This window comes from Pseudomonas sp. MPB23 (assembly GCF_046605395.1).
Classification (GTDB): Bacteria; Pseudomonadota; Gammaproteobacteria; order Pseudomonadales; family Pseudomonadaceae; genus Aquipseudomonas.
This window is the reverse complement of sequence record NZ_CP176771.1, coordinates 4,665,165-4,678,627: the sequence shown is the minus strand read 5'-3', so window position 1 is coordinate 4,678,627 and position 13,463 is coordinate 4,665,165. Positions and strand designations below refer to the sequence as shown.

At 63.2% G+C, this 13,463-nt stretch carries 13 protein-coding genes; 9 read left to right on the top strand and 4 right to left on the bottom strand.

The window, feature by feature from the left end; translation table 11 throughout:
* The first annotated feature begins 1 nt into the window (after position 1).
* The 9 genes from narH to ACLH0J_RS20960 all read left to right on the top strand — a co-directional run bounded on the left by narH (position 2) and on the right by ACLH0J_RS20960 (position 9,665).
* Complete coding sequence (gene narH, locus ACLH0J_RS21000) at positions 2-1,540, top strand: nitrate reductase subunit beta (protein ID WP_078733535.1); 1,539 nt, start codon at positions 2-4, stop codon at positions 1,538-1,540.
* 3 nt (positions 1,541-1,543) lie between these two features.
* Positions 1,544-2,299, top strand: a complete 756-nt coding sequence (narJ, locus tag ACLH0J_RS20995; protein ID WP_411388842.1) for a nitrate reductase molybdenum cofactor assembly chaperone — start codon at positions 1,544-1,546, stop codon at positions 2,297-2,299.
* Complete coding sequence (gene narI / locus ACLH0J_RS20990) at positions 2,292-2,972, top strand: respiratory nitrate reductase subunit gamma (RefSeq protein ID WP_411388841.1); 681 nt, start codon at positions 2,292-2,294, stop codon at positions 2,970-2,972. The genes narJ and narI overlap by 8 nt, the downstream gene beginning before the upstream one ends.
* Positions 2,973-2,982: 10 nt before the next feature.
* Positions 2,983-3,909 (top strand): peptidylprolyl isomerase, encoded by a 927-nt coding sequence (locus tag ACLH0J_RS20985; protein WP_411388840.1) that lies wholly within the window; start codon positions 2,983-2,985, stop codon positions 3,907-3,909.
* Position 3,910: 1 nt separating this feature from the next.
* Complete coding sequence (moaA, locus tag ACLH0J_RS20980; RefSeq protein WP_411388839.1) at positions 3,911-4,897, top strand: GTP 3',8-cyclase MoaA; 987 nt, start codon at positions 3,911-3,913, stop codon at positions 4,895-4,897.
* A gap of 197 nt (positions 4,898-5,094) precedes the next feature.
* On the top strand, positions 5,095-7,095 hold the full coding sequence (locus ACLH0J_RS20975; protein WP_411388838.1) for a ribonucleoside triphosphate reductase: 2,001 nt from the start codon (positions 5,095-5,097) through the stop codon (positions 7,093-7,095).
* A gap of 31 nt (positions 7,096-7,126) precedes the next feature.
* The gene (nrdD, locus tag ACLH0J_RS20970; protein WP_010567361.1) at positions 7,127-7,282 is read left to right on the top strand and encodes an anaerobic ribonucleoside-triphosphate reductase; all 156 of its coding nucleotides are present in this window, start codon (positions 7,127-7,129) and stop codon (positions 7,280-7,282) included.
* The gene (locus tag ACLH0J_RS20965) at positions 7,279-7,974 is read left to right on the top strand and encodes an anaerobic ribonucleoside-triphosphate reductase activating protein (RefSeq protein WP_411388837.1); all 696 of its coding nucleotides are present in this window, start codon (positions 7,279-7,281) and stop codon (positions 7,972-7,974) included. The genes nrdD and ACLH0J_RS20965 overlap by 4 nt, the downstream gene beginning before the upstream one ends.
* Before the next feature lie 71 nt (positions 7,975-8,045).
* Positions 8,046-9,665: a methyl-accepting chemotaxis protein gene (locus tag ACLH0J_RS20960; RefSeq protein ID WP_411388836.1), complete on the top strand. Its 1,620-nt coding sequence runs from the start codon at positions 8,046-8,048 to the stop codon at positions 9,663-9,665.
* 601 nt (positions 9,666-10,266) lie between these two features.
* On the opposite strand, the gene ACLH0J_RS20955 is transcribed toward ACLH0J_RS20960, so the two are convergent.
* From ACLH0J_RS20955 to ACLH0J_RS20940, 4 genes are read right to left on the bottom strand one after another with little or no spacing between them, the layout of a single operon-like run.
* Positions 10,267-11,619: a 4Fe-4S binding protein gene (locus ACLH0J_RS20955; protein ID WP_411388835.1), complete on the bottom strand. Its 1,353-nt coding sequence runs from the start codon at positions 11,617-11,619 to the stop codon at positions 10,267-10,269.
* Entirely contained in the window at positions 11,616-12,455 is an 840-nt protein-coding gene (locus ACLH0J_RS20950) for an FTR1 family protein (RefSeq protein ID WP_411388834.1), read from the bottom strand. Before ACLH0J_RS20950 ends, ACLH0J_RS20955 begins: the two co-directional genes overlap by 4 nt.
* 15 nt (positions 12,456-12,470) lie before the next feature.
* Complete coding sequence (locus ACLH0J_RS20945) at positions 12,471-12,794, bottom strand: cupredoxin domain-containing protein (protein WP_411388833.1); 324 nt, start codon at positions 12,792-12,794, stop codon at positions 12,471-12,473.
* Entirely contained in the window at positions 12,794-13,324 is a 531-nt protein-coding gene (locus ACLH0J_RS20940) for an iron transporter (RefSeq protein ID WP_411388832.1), read from the bottom strand. Before ACLH0J_RS20940 ends, ACLH0J_RS20945 begins: the two co-directional genes overlap by 1 nt.
* Positions 13,325-13,463 lie beyond the last annotated feature (139 nt).

The following is a 13,463-nucleotide window of genomic DNA, read 5'->3' as shown; positions in this document are numbered from 1 at the left end:
GATGAAGATTCGCTCACAGATCGGCATGGTCCTGAACCTGGACAAATGCATCGGCTGCCACACCTGTTCCATCACCTGCAAAAACGTCTGGACCAGCCGTGAAGGCATGGAATACGCCTGGTTCAACAACGTCGAGTCCAAGCCCGGCATCGGCTACCCGAAAGAATGGGAAAACCAGGACAAGTGGAAGGGCGGCTGGGTACGCAACGCCAACGGCTCGATCAACCCGCGCATCGGCGGCAAGTTCCGCGTGTTGGCGAACATCTTCGCCAACCCTGACCTGCCGAGCCTGGACGACTACTACGAGCCGTTCGACTTCGACTACCAGCACCTGCACACCGCGCCGTTGGGCGAGCACCAACCGACCGCGCGTCCGCGTTCGCTGGTGTCCGGCAAGCGCATGCAGAAAATCGAGTGGGGCCCCAACTGGGAAGAAATCCTCGGCACCGAGTTCGCCAAGCGCCGCAAGGATAAGAACTTCGACCAGATCCAGGCCGACATTTATGGCGAGTACGAAAACACTTTCATGATGTACCTGCCGCGCCTGTGCGAGCACTGCCTCAACCCGGCGTGCGCGGCGTCGTGCCCGAGCGGTGCGATCTACAAGCGTGAAGAAGACGGCATCGTGCTGATCGACCAGGAAAAGTGCCGCGGCTGGCGCATGTGCATCAGCGGCTGCCCGTACAAGAAAATCTACTTCAACTGGAAGAGCGGCAAGTCCGAGAAGTGCATCTTCTGCTACCCGCGTATCGAAGCCGGCATGCCCACCGTGTGTGCCGAAACCTGCGTCGGTCGGATTCGCTACCTCGGCGTGCTGCTCTACGACGCCGACCGTATCAGCGAAGTGGCGAGCACCGCCAACGAGCAGGACCTGTACGAGAAGCAGTTGGAAATCTTCCTCGACCCGAATGACCCGGCAGTGATCCGCCAGGCCCTGGCCGATGGCGTGCCGCAGTCGGTGATCGACTCGGCGCAACGTTCGCCGGTGTACAAAATGGCCGTCGATTGGAAACTCGCGCTGCCGTTGCACCCGGAATACCGCACCTTGCCGATGGTCTGGTACGTGCCGCCACTGTCGCCGATCCAGAACGCCGCCGCTGCCGGCACCGTGGGAATGAACGGGGTGATCCCGGATGTCGACAGCCTGCGCATTCCGCTGCGTTACCTGGCGAATATGCTCACCGCCGGCGATGAAAAACCGGTCAAGCGTGCGCTCAAACGCCTGTTGGCGATGCGTGCCTACAAACGCTCCCAGCAAGTCGACGGCGTGCAGGACCTGCAAGTGCTCGAAGACGTCGGCCTGAGCGTGGAACAGGTGGAAGAGATGTACCGCTACCTGGCGATTGCCAACTACGAAGACCGTTTCGTGGTGCCGAGTGCGCACCGTGAAGACGCCATGAGCGATGCGTTCGCTGAACGCTCCGGCTGTGGTTTCAGCTTCGGCAGCGGTTGCAGCGGCAGCTCCGACACCAACATGTTCGGCGCCAAGAAGGCCAACCGCCGCGACGTGCTGAAAACCGTGCAGATCTGGGAGGACTGAACCATGCGCATTCTTAAAGTGATTTCGTTGCTGCTGGACTACCCCACCGAGACCCTGGTGAGCGGCCGCGACGAGCTGGAGCAGGCGATCATCGAGTCGCGGGAAATCAGCCCCAAGCAGCGCGGTGCGTTGTTCGAGTTGCTGGAGTTGATCTGCGCCAATGACCTGATGGACGGCCAGGAACACTACGGTGCGCTGTTCGGCCGTGGGCGTTCGCTGTCGTTGCTGTTGTTTGAACACGTGCATGGCGAGTCCCGCGACCGGGGCCAGGCCATGGTCGACATGATGGCGCAGTACGAAGAGGCCGGGTTTGCCATCGACGTCAAGGAGCTGCCGGACTACATCCCGCTGTACCTGGAGTTCCTCTCGACCCGCGAAGACATCGAGGCCCGCGAGGGCCTGGCGGATGTCGCGCATTTGCTGGCATTGCTCGCCGCGCGCCTGGACGAACGCGAGAGCGCCTACGCCAGTTGCTTCCGGGCGTTGCTGCAGATCTCGGGGGCCGAGCCGCACCAGGCGGTGGCCGAGTTGCGCGCCCAGGTCGCCGCCGAGCCGCGTGACGACTCCCTCGAAGCCCTGGACAAAATCTGGGAAGAGGAAGCGGTGGACTTTATGCAGGCCGAACAACAGGACCGTTGCAGTTCGATGCCCAGCGCTCCAGGCAAAGCCCGCGAAGAAAGCGCGGTGCCGTTGCACTGGGTGGATTTTCAGCAAGAAGGGCAGGCCAGCGTGCCGGCCACGGAGGTGGGTAATGTCTAAGTGGAATTTGCTGGTATTCGGGGTGTACCCCTATGTCGCCCTGGCGATCTGCCTGTTGGGCAGTTGGGCGCGGTTCGACCTGTCGCAGTACACCTGGAAGGCTGGCTCCAGCCAGATGCTCAACAACCGTGGCATGCGCGTGGCGAGCAATTTCTTCCACGTCGGTGTGCTGTTCGTGCTGGCCGGGCACTTTGTCGGCCTGCTGACCCCGGCGTCGGTCTATCACCATGTGATCAGCACTGAGCACAAGCAGTTGCTGGCGATGGTCTCCGGTGGCGTCTTCGGCCTGCTGTGCCTGGTGGGCCTGCTGATGCTGGTCAAGCGCCGCCTGGGCGACCCGCGTGTACGGGCCACGTCGAGCCCGTCGGACATCCTGATCCTGCTGGTGCTGCTCGCGCAGTTGGTGCTCGGCTTGCTGACCATCGTCGCGTCCACCGGGCATATGGACGGTTCGGTCATGGTGATGCTCGCCGACTGGGCGCAGAACGTGGTGCTGTTGCGGCCAGTGGACGCGGCGGCGTCGATCGAGCCGGTGTCGCTGATCTACAAGGCGCATGTGGCGCTGGGCTTGACCTTGTTCGTGCTGTTCCCGTTTACCCGCTTGGTGCATATGGTCAGCGCGCCGATCTGGTACCTGGGGCGTCGTTATCAAATCGTGCGGCAGAAGTATTGAGGAGAGCGTCATGACAACGGGATGCGGATGTGGTGGCGGTAAGGGCGGCAGCGGCGGTTGCGGCTCGTCGGTCAAAGAACCGGTGGTGGCCGAGGTTGCGGCGCCGGCTCTGTTCGAGGAACTCAAGGCACCTGAATTGATCGCCAGCAGTGAACAGGAATGGCCAATCATCAGCGTCAACGGCGTGCCCGTCACGCCGGAGGCCATGGCCCTGGAGTTGCAATATCACCCGGCCGACAGCCGCGAGGAGGCGGTGTACCTGGCCGCCCGCGCGCTGGTGATCCGCGAGCTGTTGCAGCAGCGGATCACCGAGCTGGGCCTGGCGGTGGACATCGCCGCCGGCGAGAACGAAGAAGAAGCCGCCACGCGCTTGCTGCTCGAGCGTGAGGTCACGGTGCCCGAGTGCGACGAGGCCACCTGTGTGCGCTACTTCGACAACAATCGCGGGCGCTTTCACAGCGCGCCGTTGCTGGCGGTGCGGCACATTCTGCTCGAATGCGCGCCGGACGACGCCGAGGCGCGGCATCTGGCGCACGATCAGGCGGAGGTTCTGCTGCTGAACCTGGTGGAGCACCCCGGCCAATTTGCCGAACTGGCCCTGCAGTATTCGGCGTGCCCGTCCAAGGCCCAGGGCGGTTCGCTGGGCCAGGTGAGCAAAGGCCAGACCGTGCCGGAGCTGGAGCGGCAGTTGTTCACCCTGGCGCCGGGCCTGGCCGCCAAGCCGCTGGAAAGTCGCTACGGCTGGCACGTGATCAGTGTCGATCAGCGTATCGAAGGTCAGCCGCTGCCGTATGAAGCGGTGGCGGTGGCGATCCGCACCCAGTTGCAGCAAGGCGTGTGGCAAAAGGCATTGCTGCAGTACCTGCAAACCCTGATCGGCGCGGCGGACATTCGCGGCATCGCGCTGCAGGGCGCCGACTCGCCGTTGGTGCAGTGACGTGAGCCTGGTGGATGGGGTGGGCCGCTCGATTGATTACCTGCGCTTGTCGGTGACCGACCGTTGCGATTTTCGCTGTGTGTACTGCATGGCGAAAAACATGACGTTCCTGCCGCGCCAGCAGGTGCTGACCCTGGAAGAGCTGGAACGCCTGGCCGCGCTGTTCGTCGGCCAGGGCGTGCGCAAGATCCGCCTGACCGGCGGCGAGCCGTTGATCCGTCCGGGCATTGTCGGGCTGTGCCGCAACATCGCGGCGCTGCCGGGCTTGCGCGAACTGGTGATGACCAGCAACGGCTCGCAGTTGGCGCGCCTCGCGCGGCCGTTGGTGGAGGCCGGGGTCAAGCGCATGAACATCAGCCTCGACAGCCTGGATGCAGAGCGCTTTCGCGCGATCACCCGCAACGGTGATCTGCGCCAGGTGCTGGACGGCATCGAGGCGGCGCGGGACGCCGGGTTCGAGCGGGTCAAGCTCAATTGCGTGGTGATGAAAGGGCGCAACTTCGATGAAGTGCCGGCGCTGGTGCAGTACGCGATCGACCAGGGCATCGACATCAGTTTCATCGAGGAAATGCCCCTGGGGGATGTGGGGCGTTCGCGGGGCGAGACGTTCTGTGCCAGTGATGACGTGCGCGCGCTGATTGCCCGTCACCATGAGTTGCTCGACAGCACCGAAAACAGCGGCGGCCCGGCGCGCTATGTGCGCCGGGCGCAGCATCCACAGACGCGCATCGGCTTTATCTCGCCCAATTCCCATAACTTCTGCGGCAGTTGCAACCGCGTGCGCATGACCGTCGAAGGGCAGTTGCTGCTGTGCTTGGGGCAGGACAACGCGGTGGACTTTCGCGCGTTGCTGCGGCGCTATCCGTTGGACGACGGGCCGTTGATTGCGGCGTTGCGTCGCGGGTTGAAAGGCAAACCGTTGCGGCATGATTTCAGCGGGGATGGGGAAGTGCAGGTGGTGCGATTCATGAATATGAGCGGCGGCTGATGGGGGAGGAGAACTGAATCTGGGAGGGGAATGAATGTGGGAGGGGGCAAGCCCCCTCCCACACAGCCCCTCCCACATTTTGATCTTCGTTCAGACTTGACCCTGATCAATGGCAGCCAAGGCGTCTGCCCGTACCATCACTGCATGTTGTGTTGTTGGTATTAAATTTATCTATATGTAGTGTCTGGAGCCTTCCAATGCAAAGCATGCTCAGCCCGCTGGTCAGCACCCGCCTGCACAAACGCGACGGCACCCTGGTCCCCTTCGACGCCGAAAAAATCCGCCAGGCCCTGCTCGCTGCCGGCACCGCCACTGGCGAGTACCAGGAGGCCGACGTCGACCTGCTATTGGGTGCGGTGCTGGCCCGTCTGAGCGGCATCGAGCGGCTGGATGTCGAACAAATCCAGGACAGTGTCGAACGCATCCTGATGGATGCCGGTTACTTCCTGTCGATGCGCGCCTACATCGTCTACCGCGAACAACATGGGCGCCTGCGCCGTGACCGCAAGACCCTGGTGGAAGTCGCCACCTCGATGAACGAATACCTCGACCGCGAAGACTGGCGCGTGCAGGCCAACGCCAACCAGGGCTATTCCCTGGGCGGGCTGGTGCTGAACGTGTCGGGCAAGGTCACGGCCAATTACTGGCTGGACGAGGTCTACAGCGAGCAGATCGGCCGTGCCCACCGTGAGGCCGATCTGCATATCCACGACCTCGACATGCTCGCCGGTTACTGCGCCGGCTGGTCGCTGCGTTCGTTGCTGCACGAAGGCCTCAATGGCGTGCCGGGTCGCGTTGAAGCGGGACCGCCCAAGCATCTGAGCAGTGCCCTGGGGCAGATGGTCAACTTCCTCGGCACCCTGCAAAACGAATGGGCCGGCGCCCAGGCGTTCAGCTCGTTCGACACCTATCTCGCGCCCTACGTGCGCAAGGACCAACTGAGCTACCCCGAAGTGCGCCAGGCGGTGCAGGAGTTCATCTACAACCTCAACGTGCCGTCGCGCTGGGGCACCCAGACGCCGTTCACCAACCTGACCTTCGACTGGGTTTGCCCGGAGGATCTGCGCGAGCAAATCCCGGTGATCGGCGGTGAGGAAATGCCGTTTGCCTATGGCGACCTGCAAGCGGAAATGGAGCTGATCAACCGCGCCTACATCGAGGTGATGCAGGCCGGGGATGCCAAGGGCCGGGTGTTCACCTTCCCGATTCCGACCTACAACATCACCCACGATTTCCCCTGGGACAGCGAAAACGCCGACCGCCTGTTCGAGATGACGGCGCGCTACGGGTTGCCGTATTTCCAGAACTTCCTCAATTCCGATATGCAGCCCAATCAGGTGCGCTCCATGTGCTGTCGCCTGCAACTGGATGTGCGCGAGCTGCTCAAGCGCGGCGGTGGGTTGTTCGGTTCGGCGGAGCAGACCGGCAGCCTGGGCGTGGTGACGATCAACTGCGCGCGCCTCGGTTACTTGTTCAAGGGCGACACCTCAGGCTTGCTGCAACGCCTGGACAGCCTGATGGACATGGCCATGGAAAGCCTGGAAATCAAGCGCAAGGTGATCCAGCACCACATGGACGCCGGGCTCTATCCCTACACCAAGCGTTACCTGGGCACCTTGCGCAATCACTTCTCCACCATCGGCCTTAATGGCATGCACGAGATGCTGCGCAATTTCACCGATGACACCCAGGGCATGCACACCGAAGAAGGGCGCGCGTTCGCCCTGCGCCTGCTCGACCATGTGCGCGCCACCTTGTTGCGCTTCCAGGAAGAAACCGGCCACCTCTACAACCTCGAAGCCACACCGGCCGAAGGCACCACCTACCGCTTCGCCAAGGAAGACCGCAAGCGCTACCCGGACATTCTGCAAGCCGGCAGCGTGGATGCGCCGTACTACACCAACTCGTCGCAACTGCCGGTGGGCTTTACCGAAGACCCCTTCGAAGCCCTGGAGCTGCAAGACGAACTGCAATGCAAATACACCGGCGGCACCGTGCTGCACCTGTACATGGCCGAGCGGATTTCTTCGGCCCGGGCCTGCAAGCAGCTTGTACGCAAGGCGCTGGGGCGTTTCCGCCTGCCGTATCTGACGGTGACCCCAACGTTCTCGATCTGCCCGGTCCACGGCTACCTCGCCGGCGAACACGAGTTCTGTCCCAAGTGCGATGAGGTCCTCGCGCTTGCCGCTCAGTCTTGAATCTGTTTTTCAACCCGCAAGGAGATTCACCATGCAAACGTCCCAGCCACAACGTCAGCGCTGCGAAGTCTGGACCCGGGTGATGGGTTACCACCGACCGGTGTCCGCGTTCAATCCCGGCAAACAGTCCGAGCACAAGGAGCGTGTGCACTTTACCGAAGCGGCCGCCGCGGCCGGGCGCCAATGACTCGAGCGCTACGGGTCGGGGGCATGGTGCCCCTGACCACCCTCGACTACCCCGGCATGCTCGCCTGCGTGCTGTTCTGCCAGGGGTGTGCGTGGCGCTGTCGTTACTGCCATAACCCGGACCTGATTGCGCCGCGCGGTAGCGCGGAAATCGATTGGCGCCGGGTCTTGCTGTTTTTGCAGCGCCGCCAGGACCTGCTGGACGCGGTGGTGTTCAGCGGCGGTGAGCCGACCTTGCAGGAAGGCTTGCCGGCGGCGATGGACGAAGTGCGCGCCATGGGCTTTCGCGTGGGCCTGCACAGTGCCGGGATCAAGCCGGCAGGGTTTGCCAATGCGTTGCGCCATGCCGACTGGGTGGGCTTCGATGTGAAGGCCCTGGTCGAGGACTATCCAATGATCACCCAGGTCAAAGGCAGCGGCGTCGCCCATTGGCGCAGTCTGGATGCCTTGCTGGCCAGTGGCGTGGATTACGAGTGCCGCACCACGGTGCATTGGCACCTGATCGATCCGCCGCGCCTGTTGCGCCTGGCCCAGCGTTTACAAGCCAGTGGTGTCAAGCGCTTCGCCGTGCAGATGGTCCGCACGACGAGCATGCTCGATGAGCAATTGCCGATTGCGCCCGCACAGATGGCGTTGCCGGAGTTATGGGGCCGCATGCACGAGTTGTTCCCGGCTTTTGTATTGCGAGGGTGACCGATCACCCTCTACAGGATTTTTATAGATGCTGCCCGTTGCGGGCAGGTATTCATCAAGGAATGTTCAGCATGACGCAGTTAACCACGGCACAACGCATTGTCATCGGCTTCGCGATTGCGCCGCTGGCTCTGGTCGGTTTGGTGTTTTACGCCTTGCACGACCTGGCAACCCTCAAACAACAGTCCGAACAGATCGTGCAACAGGACTGGCCGAAAATCGCACCGATCATGGTGATCGCCACCGGCGTGCGCGATAACGGCCGCAACACCCGCGACCTGCTGATCGAGCCGGATAACCAGCAGGCCCAGGAAGCCATCGGCACCACCCGGCAGCGCATTACCCAGGCGTTCGCGACCCTGGAGCCGCTGTTCGATAGCGCCGAAGGCAAGGCGGCGTATGCCGGCTTGAAAACCCATCGGGAAACCTACGTCGCCGCCTTTACCCAGGTGCAAGCGCTGATCAAGCAGGGCGCCCACGAAGAGGGCCTGGCCCAGCTCAAGCAACAGGTGGTGCCGGCTGAACGTGAGGTGTTCAAGAGCCTCGATGCGTTGATGGCCATGCAAGGCCGACTGTTCGCCGAGCGCGAGCAGGCCGCGCAAACCCTCTACGACGAGGCGCGCCGCACGATGATCGGGTTGTTCCTGCTGTGCGTGACCCTGGTCGTGGCGGCTGCCGTGATCGTCACGCGCAGCGTCACCCGACCGCTGGGTGGCGAGCCGGACGAGGTGGCGCGAGTGCTCAGCCATATCGCCCAGGGTGACCTGACCATCGAGGTGCCATTGGGCAACAGTGCCGAGGGCAGTGTGATGCGCAACCTGCACCAGATGCAGCAGAACCTCAACCAGATGGTCCGGCAGATCGCCGCCTCGGTGGATGGCGTGGCCAGCTCCTCGGAAGAGTTGAGCGCGGTGAGCAGCCAGACCAGCAGCAGTCTGCAGTTGCAGGGCCAGGAAATCGAACAGGCCGCCACGGCGGTGAACGAAATGACCGCCGCCGTCGATGAAGTCGCGCGTAACGCGGTGAGTACCAGCGAAGCCTCGCGCCTGTCGGAACAGACCGCCCAGCGCGGGCGGGCGCAGGTCCAGGAAACCGTGGCGTCGATCAACACCCTGGCCACCGGTGTGGTGGAAACCTCGGAACGTATCCAGCAACTTGCCGGCCGCGTGCAAGACATCAGCGGCGTGCTGGACGTGATCCGCAGCATCGCCGACCAGACCAACCTGCTGGCCCTCAATGCCGCCATCGAAGCGGCCCGGGCCGGTGATGCCGGGCGTGGTTTTGCGGTGGTCGCCGATGAAGTGCGCGCACTGGCCCATCGTACCCAGACCTCGACCCAGGAGATCGAGCAGATGATCGGCAACATCCGCCAGGACAGCGAACACGCCGTGGCGGCCATGCACACCAGCAGCGATCGGGTGCAGGCGACCTTGGGCGTGGCGCAGCGTTCGGGCGAGGCGCTGGATGAAATCACCCGCTCGATTTCGCAGATCAACGAGCGCAATTTGATGATTGCCAGTGCGACCGAAGAACAGGCGTTGGTGGCGCGGGAAGTGGATCGCAATCTGGTGGGGATTCGCAACCTGTCGCAGCAGGTGTTGCAGGGGGCCTTGCATACGGAGACGGCGGGGCATGATCTGGCGGGGATGGCGGGGGAGCTGCATCAGACGGTGGCGCGGTTTAAGGTTTAGGCGGTGTGGCTATGCGTTTCTTCGGTAATGGCCAACCCGAGAAGTAACCAAAGCGCGGTGGCCTTATAGCCGACCTGATACTGGAGGCCGAACTCGGTCAGAAATGTGGGAGGGGGCTTGCTCCCGATGGGGGGGCAGCCACTACATGCATGACTGATCCACCGCTATCGGGAGCAAGCCCCCTCCCACATTTTGATCTCCATGGATCAGATAGACCTCGTTATGCTCTGGCTCTGGGAGTGGCTTAGGCGCCCCGTAAAACCGCTGGCCGGATAGAAATGTGGGAGGGGGCTTGCTCCCGATGGGGGGTGTCAGCCACTACATGCATGACTGATCCACCGCTATCGGGAGCAAGCCCCCTCCCATTTTGATCTCCATGGATCAGATAGACCTCGTTATGCTCTGGCTCTGGGAGTGGCTTAGGCGCCCCGTAAAACCGCTGGCCGGATAGGTACTCAACAGCCGACCTGATACTGGAGGCCGAGCTCGGTCAGGAATGTGGGAGGGGGGTTGCTCCCGATGGGGGGGGCAGCCACTACATGCATGACTGATCCACCGCTATCGGGAGCAAGCCCCCTCCCACATTCCGATCTCCATATACTCAACCCCACCCCCAAAACTGCAACCACCATCCCCCACCCACCCACCCCACGCTCAACCCCACACACCACCACCCCCCCCAACGCCGCAGCCCCCCAACCCCCTGAAGCTGCCGCCACCCCAACCACAAACACCACCCAACCGCCGCCATCAACAACCCCGCCCGCGCCGATTGCACCCAAGCCAACCCCAACCCCTCATACCGCAACAACTTCACCGTGGTCGCCGATAACCCCAGGAATAAACCCGCACCACCGAGGGGCGTCAGCGTCAGCGCCAAGGGCCGAAACAGTGCACGATCCCCCGCCACCCACGCAGCCAATCGCAGCAGCAGCCAGCAGCCACCTCCCAACACCAACGAACTCCCCCCCAGATACAACACAATGCACACGCCATCCAACCAACTGAAGCTGTCATTGAGCTGCGGATAGTGAGTGAGCAACCACCACGGGGCGTTGTCTTGCAGCGGCCACAGCCAGTCATGGCTGACCAGCCACGTCGCCAGGCTTTGTTTGAGCGCGATAAACCACGGACTGACGGTCCATTGAAACGCCCCCATCGCCAGGCCGATCACACCAAACAGCAACAGCCGCGTGTCCCACGTCGAACCGGGTTGACGGGGAGCCTGGAGAATTTCCTGATTGCACGAGCGGGCGATCAACCGCACCGCGCCGCGTTGCCCGCTGCAACGGCCGCAGGCATGGCACTCGCTGGCCCCTTGCAGGCGGCGGATATCCAGCAGCGGCGCGCAGTTGGGCAGCGGCAGGCGGGGCGCGTCGTTGGCTTTCCAGCGTTGTTCATCCACCGCGAAATGCACTGGCGCCAGGCGGGCGAGCAGGGCGAAGACGCCGCTGACCGGGCACAGGTAACGGCACCACACACGCTTGCCACGCACGAACAGCAGGCCGACGATCACCGCGGCCACGGTCGAGCCGCCGAGGATCAACAGGGCTGCCTGGGCGTAGTCGTACACACTGATCAACTGGCCGTAGAGCGTGGTCAGGCAAAAGCCCAGCGTCGGCCAACCGCCCCAGCGCAGCCAGCGCGGAATACCGAGGCCGCGCCCATGCTGGCTGGCCCATTCGCTCAGCGAACCTTCCGGGCAGAGCACGCCGCACCACAGGCGCCCGAACAGCACCATCGACAGCAACACGAACGGCCACCACAGGCCCCAGAAGATAAATTGCGCGAGCAGCGTCAGGTTGTTCACCACGCGCGCCTGGCTGTCCGGCAACGGTAGCAGCACCGGCAACACCAGCAGCACGGCGTAGACCAGCACCACCGCCCATTGCACGGCGCGGATCAGCCGCGCGTGGCGGCGCATGCCATCGCCCAGTTGCGCGAGTCGGCTCATGGCGCTTGCCGTGACCGGCGCAGACCGTTGCCGACCAGCAGCCAATAGCCAAGCAGCACTACCACGGTGATGAGGCTCGGCGCGGCGCGGTAGCCGACAAAGTCAGCCAGCAGTGCGCCGAGGCCGTGGCTGTCGCTGAGCAGGGCGCTGCTGTCCCAGCGGCTTTCGCCAAAGCTGGAATAGACCCATTCGGGCATGTCCATCGCCAGCAATTGCCCGCTGATTCGGTCCACGGCCGCCACCAGTAAAGCCCCGCCAAGCAGCAGCAACAGCGCTTCACTGAGGGCGAAAAACAGCGACCAGGAAATGAAGCGCCGCGTACTGCGCAGCAGCAGCACCGTGAGCGCCGCCAACACCAGGCCCAGCCCGCCGCCGATGGCGAACAGGCTCAGCGCCGGGCCTTGCAGACGCGCGCCGGCACCGTACAGAAACACCACGGTTTCACTGCCTTCGCGGCTCACTGCCAACAGCGTCAGTAGCAACACGCCCCAACCGCCCTGGCGCGCCAGGCGTTCATCGGCTTCGCGCACCAGGGTGTGTTTGAGCGTGGCCGCGTGGCGATGCATCCAGAACACCATCTGCACCATCAGGCCGCTGGCCAATAACGTCAGCGCCGCTTGCAGCCATTCGCCCTGGGGGCCGGTCATGGCCTCGCCGGCCCATAGCATCAAGCCGGCCAGACCGGCAGAGCAGAGCAACCCCAGGACCACCCCGGCCCACAGAAAACGGCCCAGGCGCGAGTGCTCGCCCTGGCGGCTGATCCACACCTGCAGAATGCCGATCACCAACAGCGCCTCGACGCTTTCGCGCCAGACAATAAACAACGATTGATTCATCAACGGCTCCCGAGCCTATTCGGCGAGGATGCTGCCTTCGGGCAACTGTGGATTGAATTCGTCAAAGAACGGGTAAAGCCCCGGCTTGAGTGGATGGATCACCACGAAGGTGGTCACGCCGGGGGACAGCACTTTCTCCACGCGCAGCGGCGTACTCTCGAATTCGGCCGGGCCTTGTCCCCGGTTGCTGAGCACGATCTTGAAGCGCTCGCCGGCCTTGACCGTCAATTGCGGCGGGGTGAAGTGGCCGTCCTGCAGGCTCAGTTCATAGGTGGGCAACGGCGCCGCCAGGGCCGCGCCACTGAGCAGCAGGCCGCTCAGCGACAGGGCACGGCGCATCAGTAGCCGCCTTTCTTGCCGATGCCGGCATAGACGAATTCGTAGTGCACCTCGCAACGCTCGAACCACGGCGCGACCCCGGTTTCCTTATCGGTATGGCGACCCAGGGACGCGTGGCCGCTGGGCGGCAAGACGCTGAAGGTCAGGGTGTATTTGCCCGGGCCTTGCAGCTTGACGTTGTCGCCGTAATGCGGCCCGTCATTGGCGACCATGGCGTGGAAATCGCCGCTGATCGGTGTGTCGCTGCCTTGCTTTTTCAGCACGAACGACAGGTTCAGATAGGGCACGAAACTGCCTTCCTGAAAGCCTTGGGTGTTATTCGCCGTGGCGCGTACGTCGGCTTCCAGGTGCACGTCGGAATCGGCCGTGGCGCGCATCATGCCGGCGGGCGCCATCTCGATCGGCTGCAAATACACGGCACCGATTTCCAGCCCCGGGCAGGTTTGCGGTTCGCCGATGGGGTACTCCTTGGCGAAGGCCGCGCAAGTGGACATCAGCAGCAGAAGAGGCAGTAAAGAAGGGGTACGCATGGGAGCTTCCTGACGGATGAGGGGAGAGCGCACGAGTCTAGGAAGGTTGGGCATGAATAATAATGATTCCTGTCAAGTTTTGAGAATGTTTCATGATTGCCAGCCTTGATGCCGGTCAAGGTCGGACACGCCTGACAAG

What these genes read in the sequence shown, in the direction of transcription:
- narH (WP_078733535.1), top strand. Translation starts at nt 2, where the DNA reads ATGAAGATTCGCTCACAGATCGGCATGGTCCTGAACCTGGACAAATGC.
- narJ (WP_411388842.1), top strand. Translation starts at nt 1,544, where the DNA reads ATGCGCATTCTTAAAGTGATTTCGTTGCTGCTGGACTACCCCACCGAG.
- narI (WP_411388841.1), top strand. Translation starts at nt 2,292, where the DNA reads ATGTCTAAGTGGAATTTGCTGGTATTCGGGGTGTACCCCTATGTCGCC.
- ACLH0J_RS20985 (WP_411388840.1), top strand. Translation starts at nt 2,983, where the DNA reads ATGACAACGGGATGCGGATGTGGTGGCGGTAAGGGCGGCAGCGGCGGT.
- ACLH0J_RS20975 (WP_411388838.1), top strand. Translation starts at nt 5,095, where the DNA reads ATGCAAAGCATGCTCAGCCCGCTGGTCAGCACCCGCCTGCACAAACGC.
- nrdD (WP_010567361.1), top strand. Translation starts at nt 7,127, where the DNA reads ATGCAAACGTCCCAGCCACAACGTCAGCGCTGCGAAGTCTGGACCCGG.
- ACLH0J_RS20965 (WP_411388837.1), top strand. Translation starts at nt 7,279, where the DNA reads ATGACTCGAGCGCTACGGGTCGGGGGCATGGTGCCCCTGACCACCCTC.
- ACLH0J_RS20960 (WP_411388836.1), top strand. Translation starts at nt 8,046, where the DNA reads ATGACGCAGTTAACCACGGCACAACGCATTGTCATCGGCTTCGCGATT.
- ACLH0J_RS20955 (WP_411388835.1), bottom strand. Translation starts at nt 11,619, where the DNA reads ATGAGCCGACTCGCGCAACTGGGCGATGGCATGCGCCGCCACGCGCGG.
- ACLH0J_RS20950 (WP_411388834.1), bottom strand. Translation starts at nt 12,455, where the DNA reads ATGAATCAATCGTTGTTTATTGTCTGGCGCGAAAGCGTCGAGGCGCTG.
- ACLH0J_RS20945 (WP_411388833.1), bottom strand. Translation starts at nt 12,794, where the DNA reads ATGCGCCGTGCCCTGTCGCTGAGCGGCCTGCTGCTCAGTGGCGCGGCC.
- ACLH0J_RS20940 (WP_411388832.1), bottom strand. Translation starts at nt 13,324, where the DNA reads ATGCGTACCCCTTCTTTACTGCCTCTTCTGCTGCTGATGTCCACTTGC.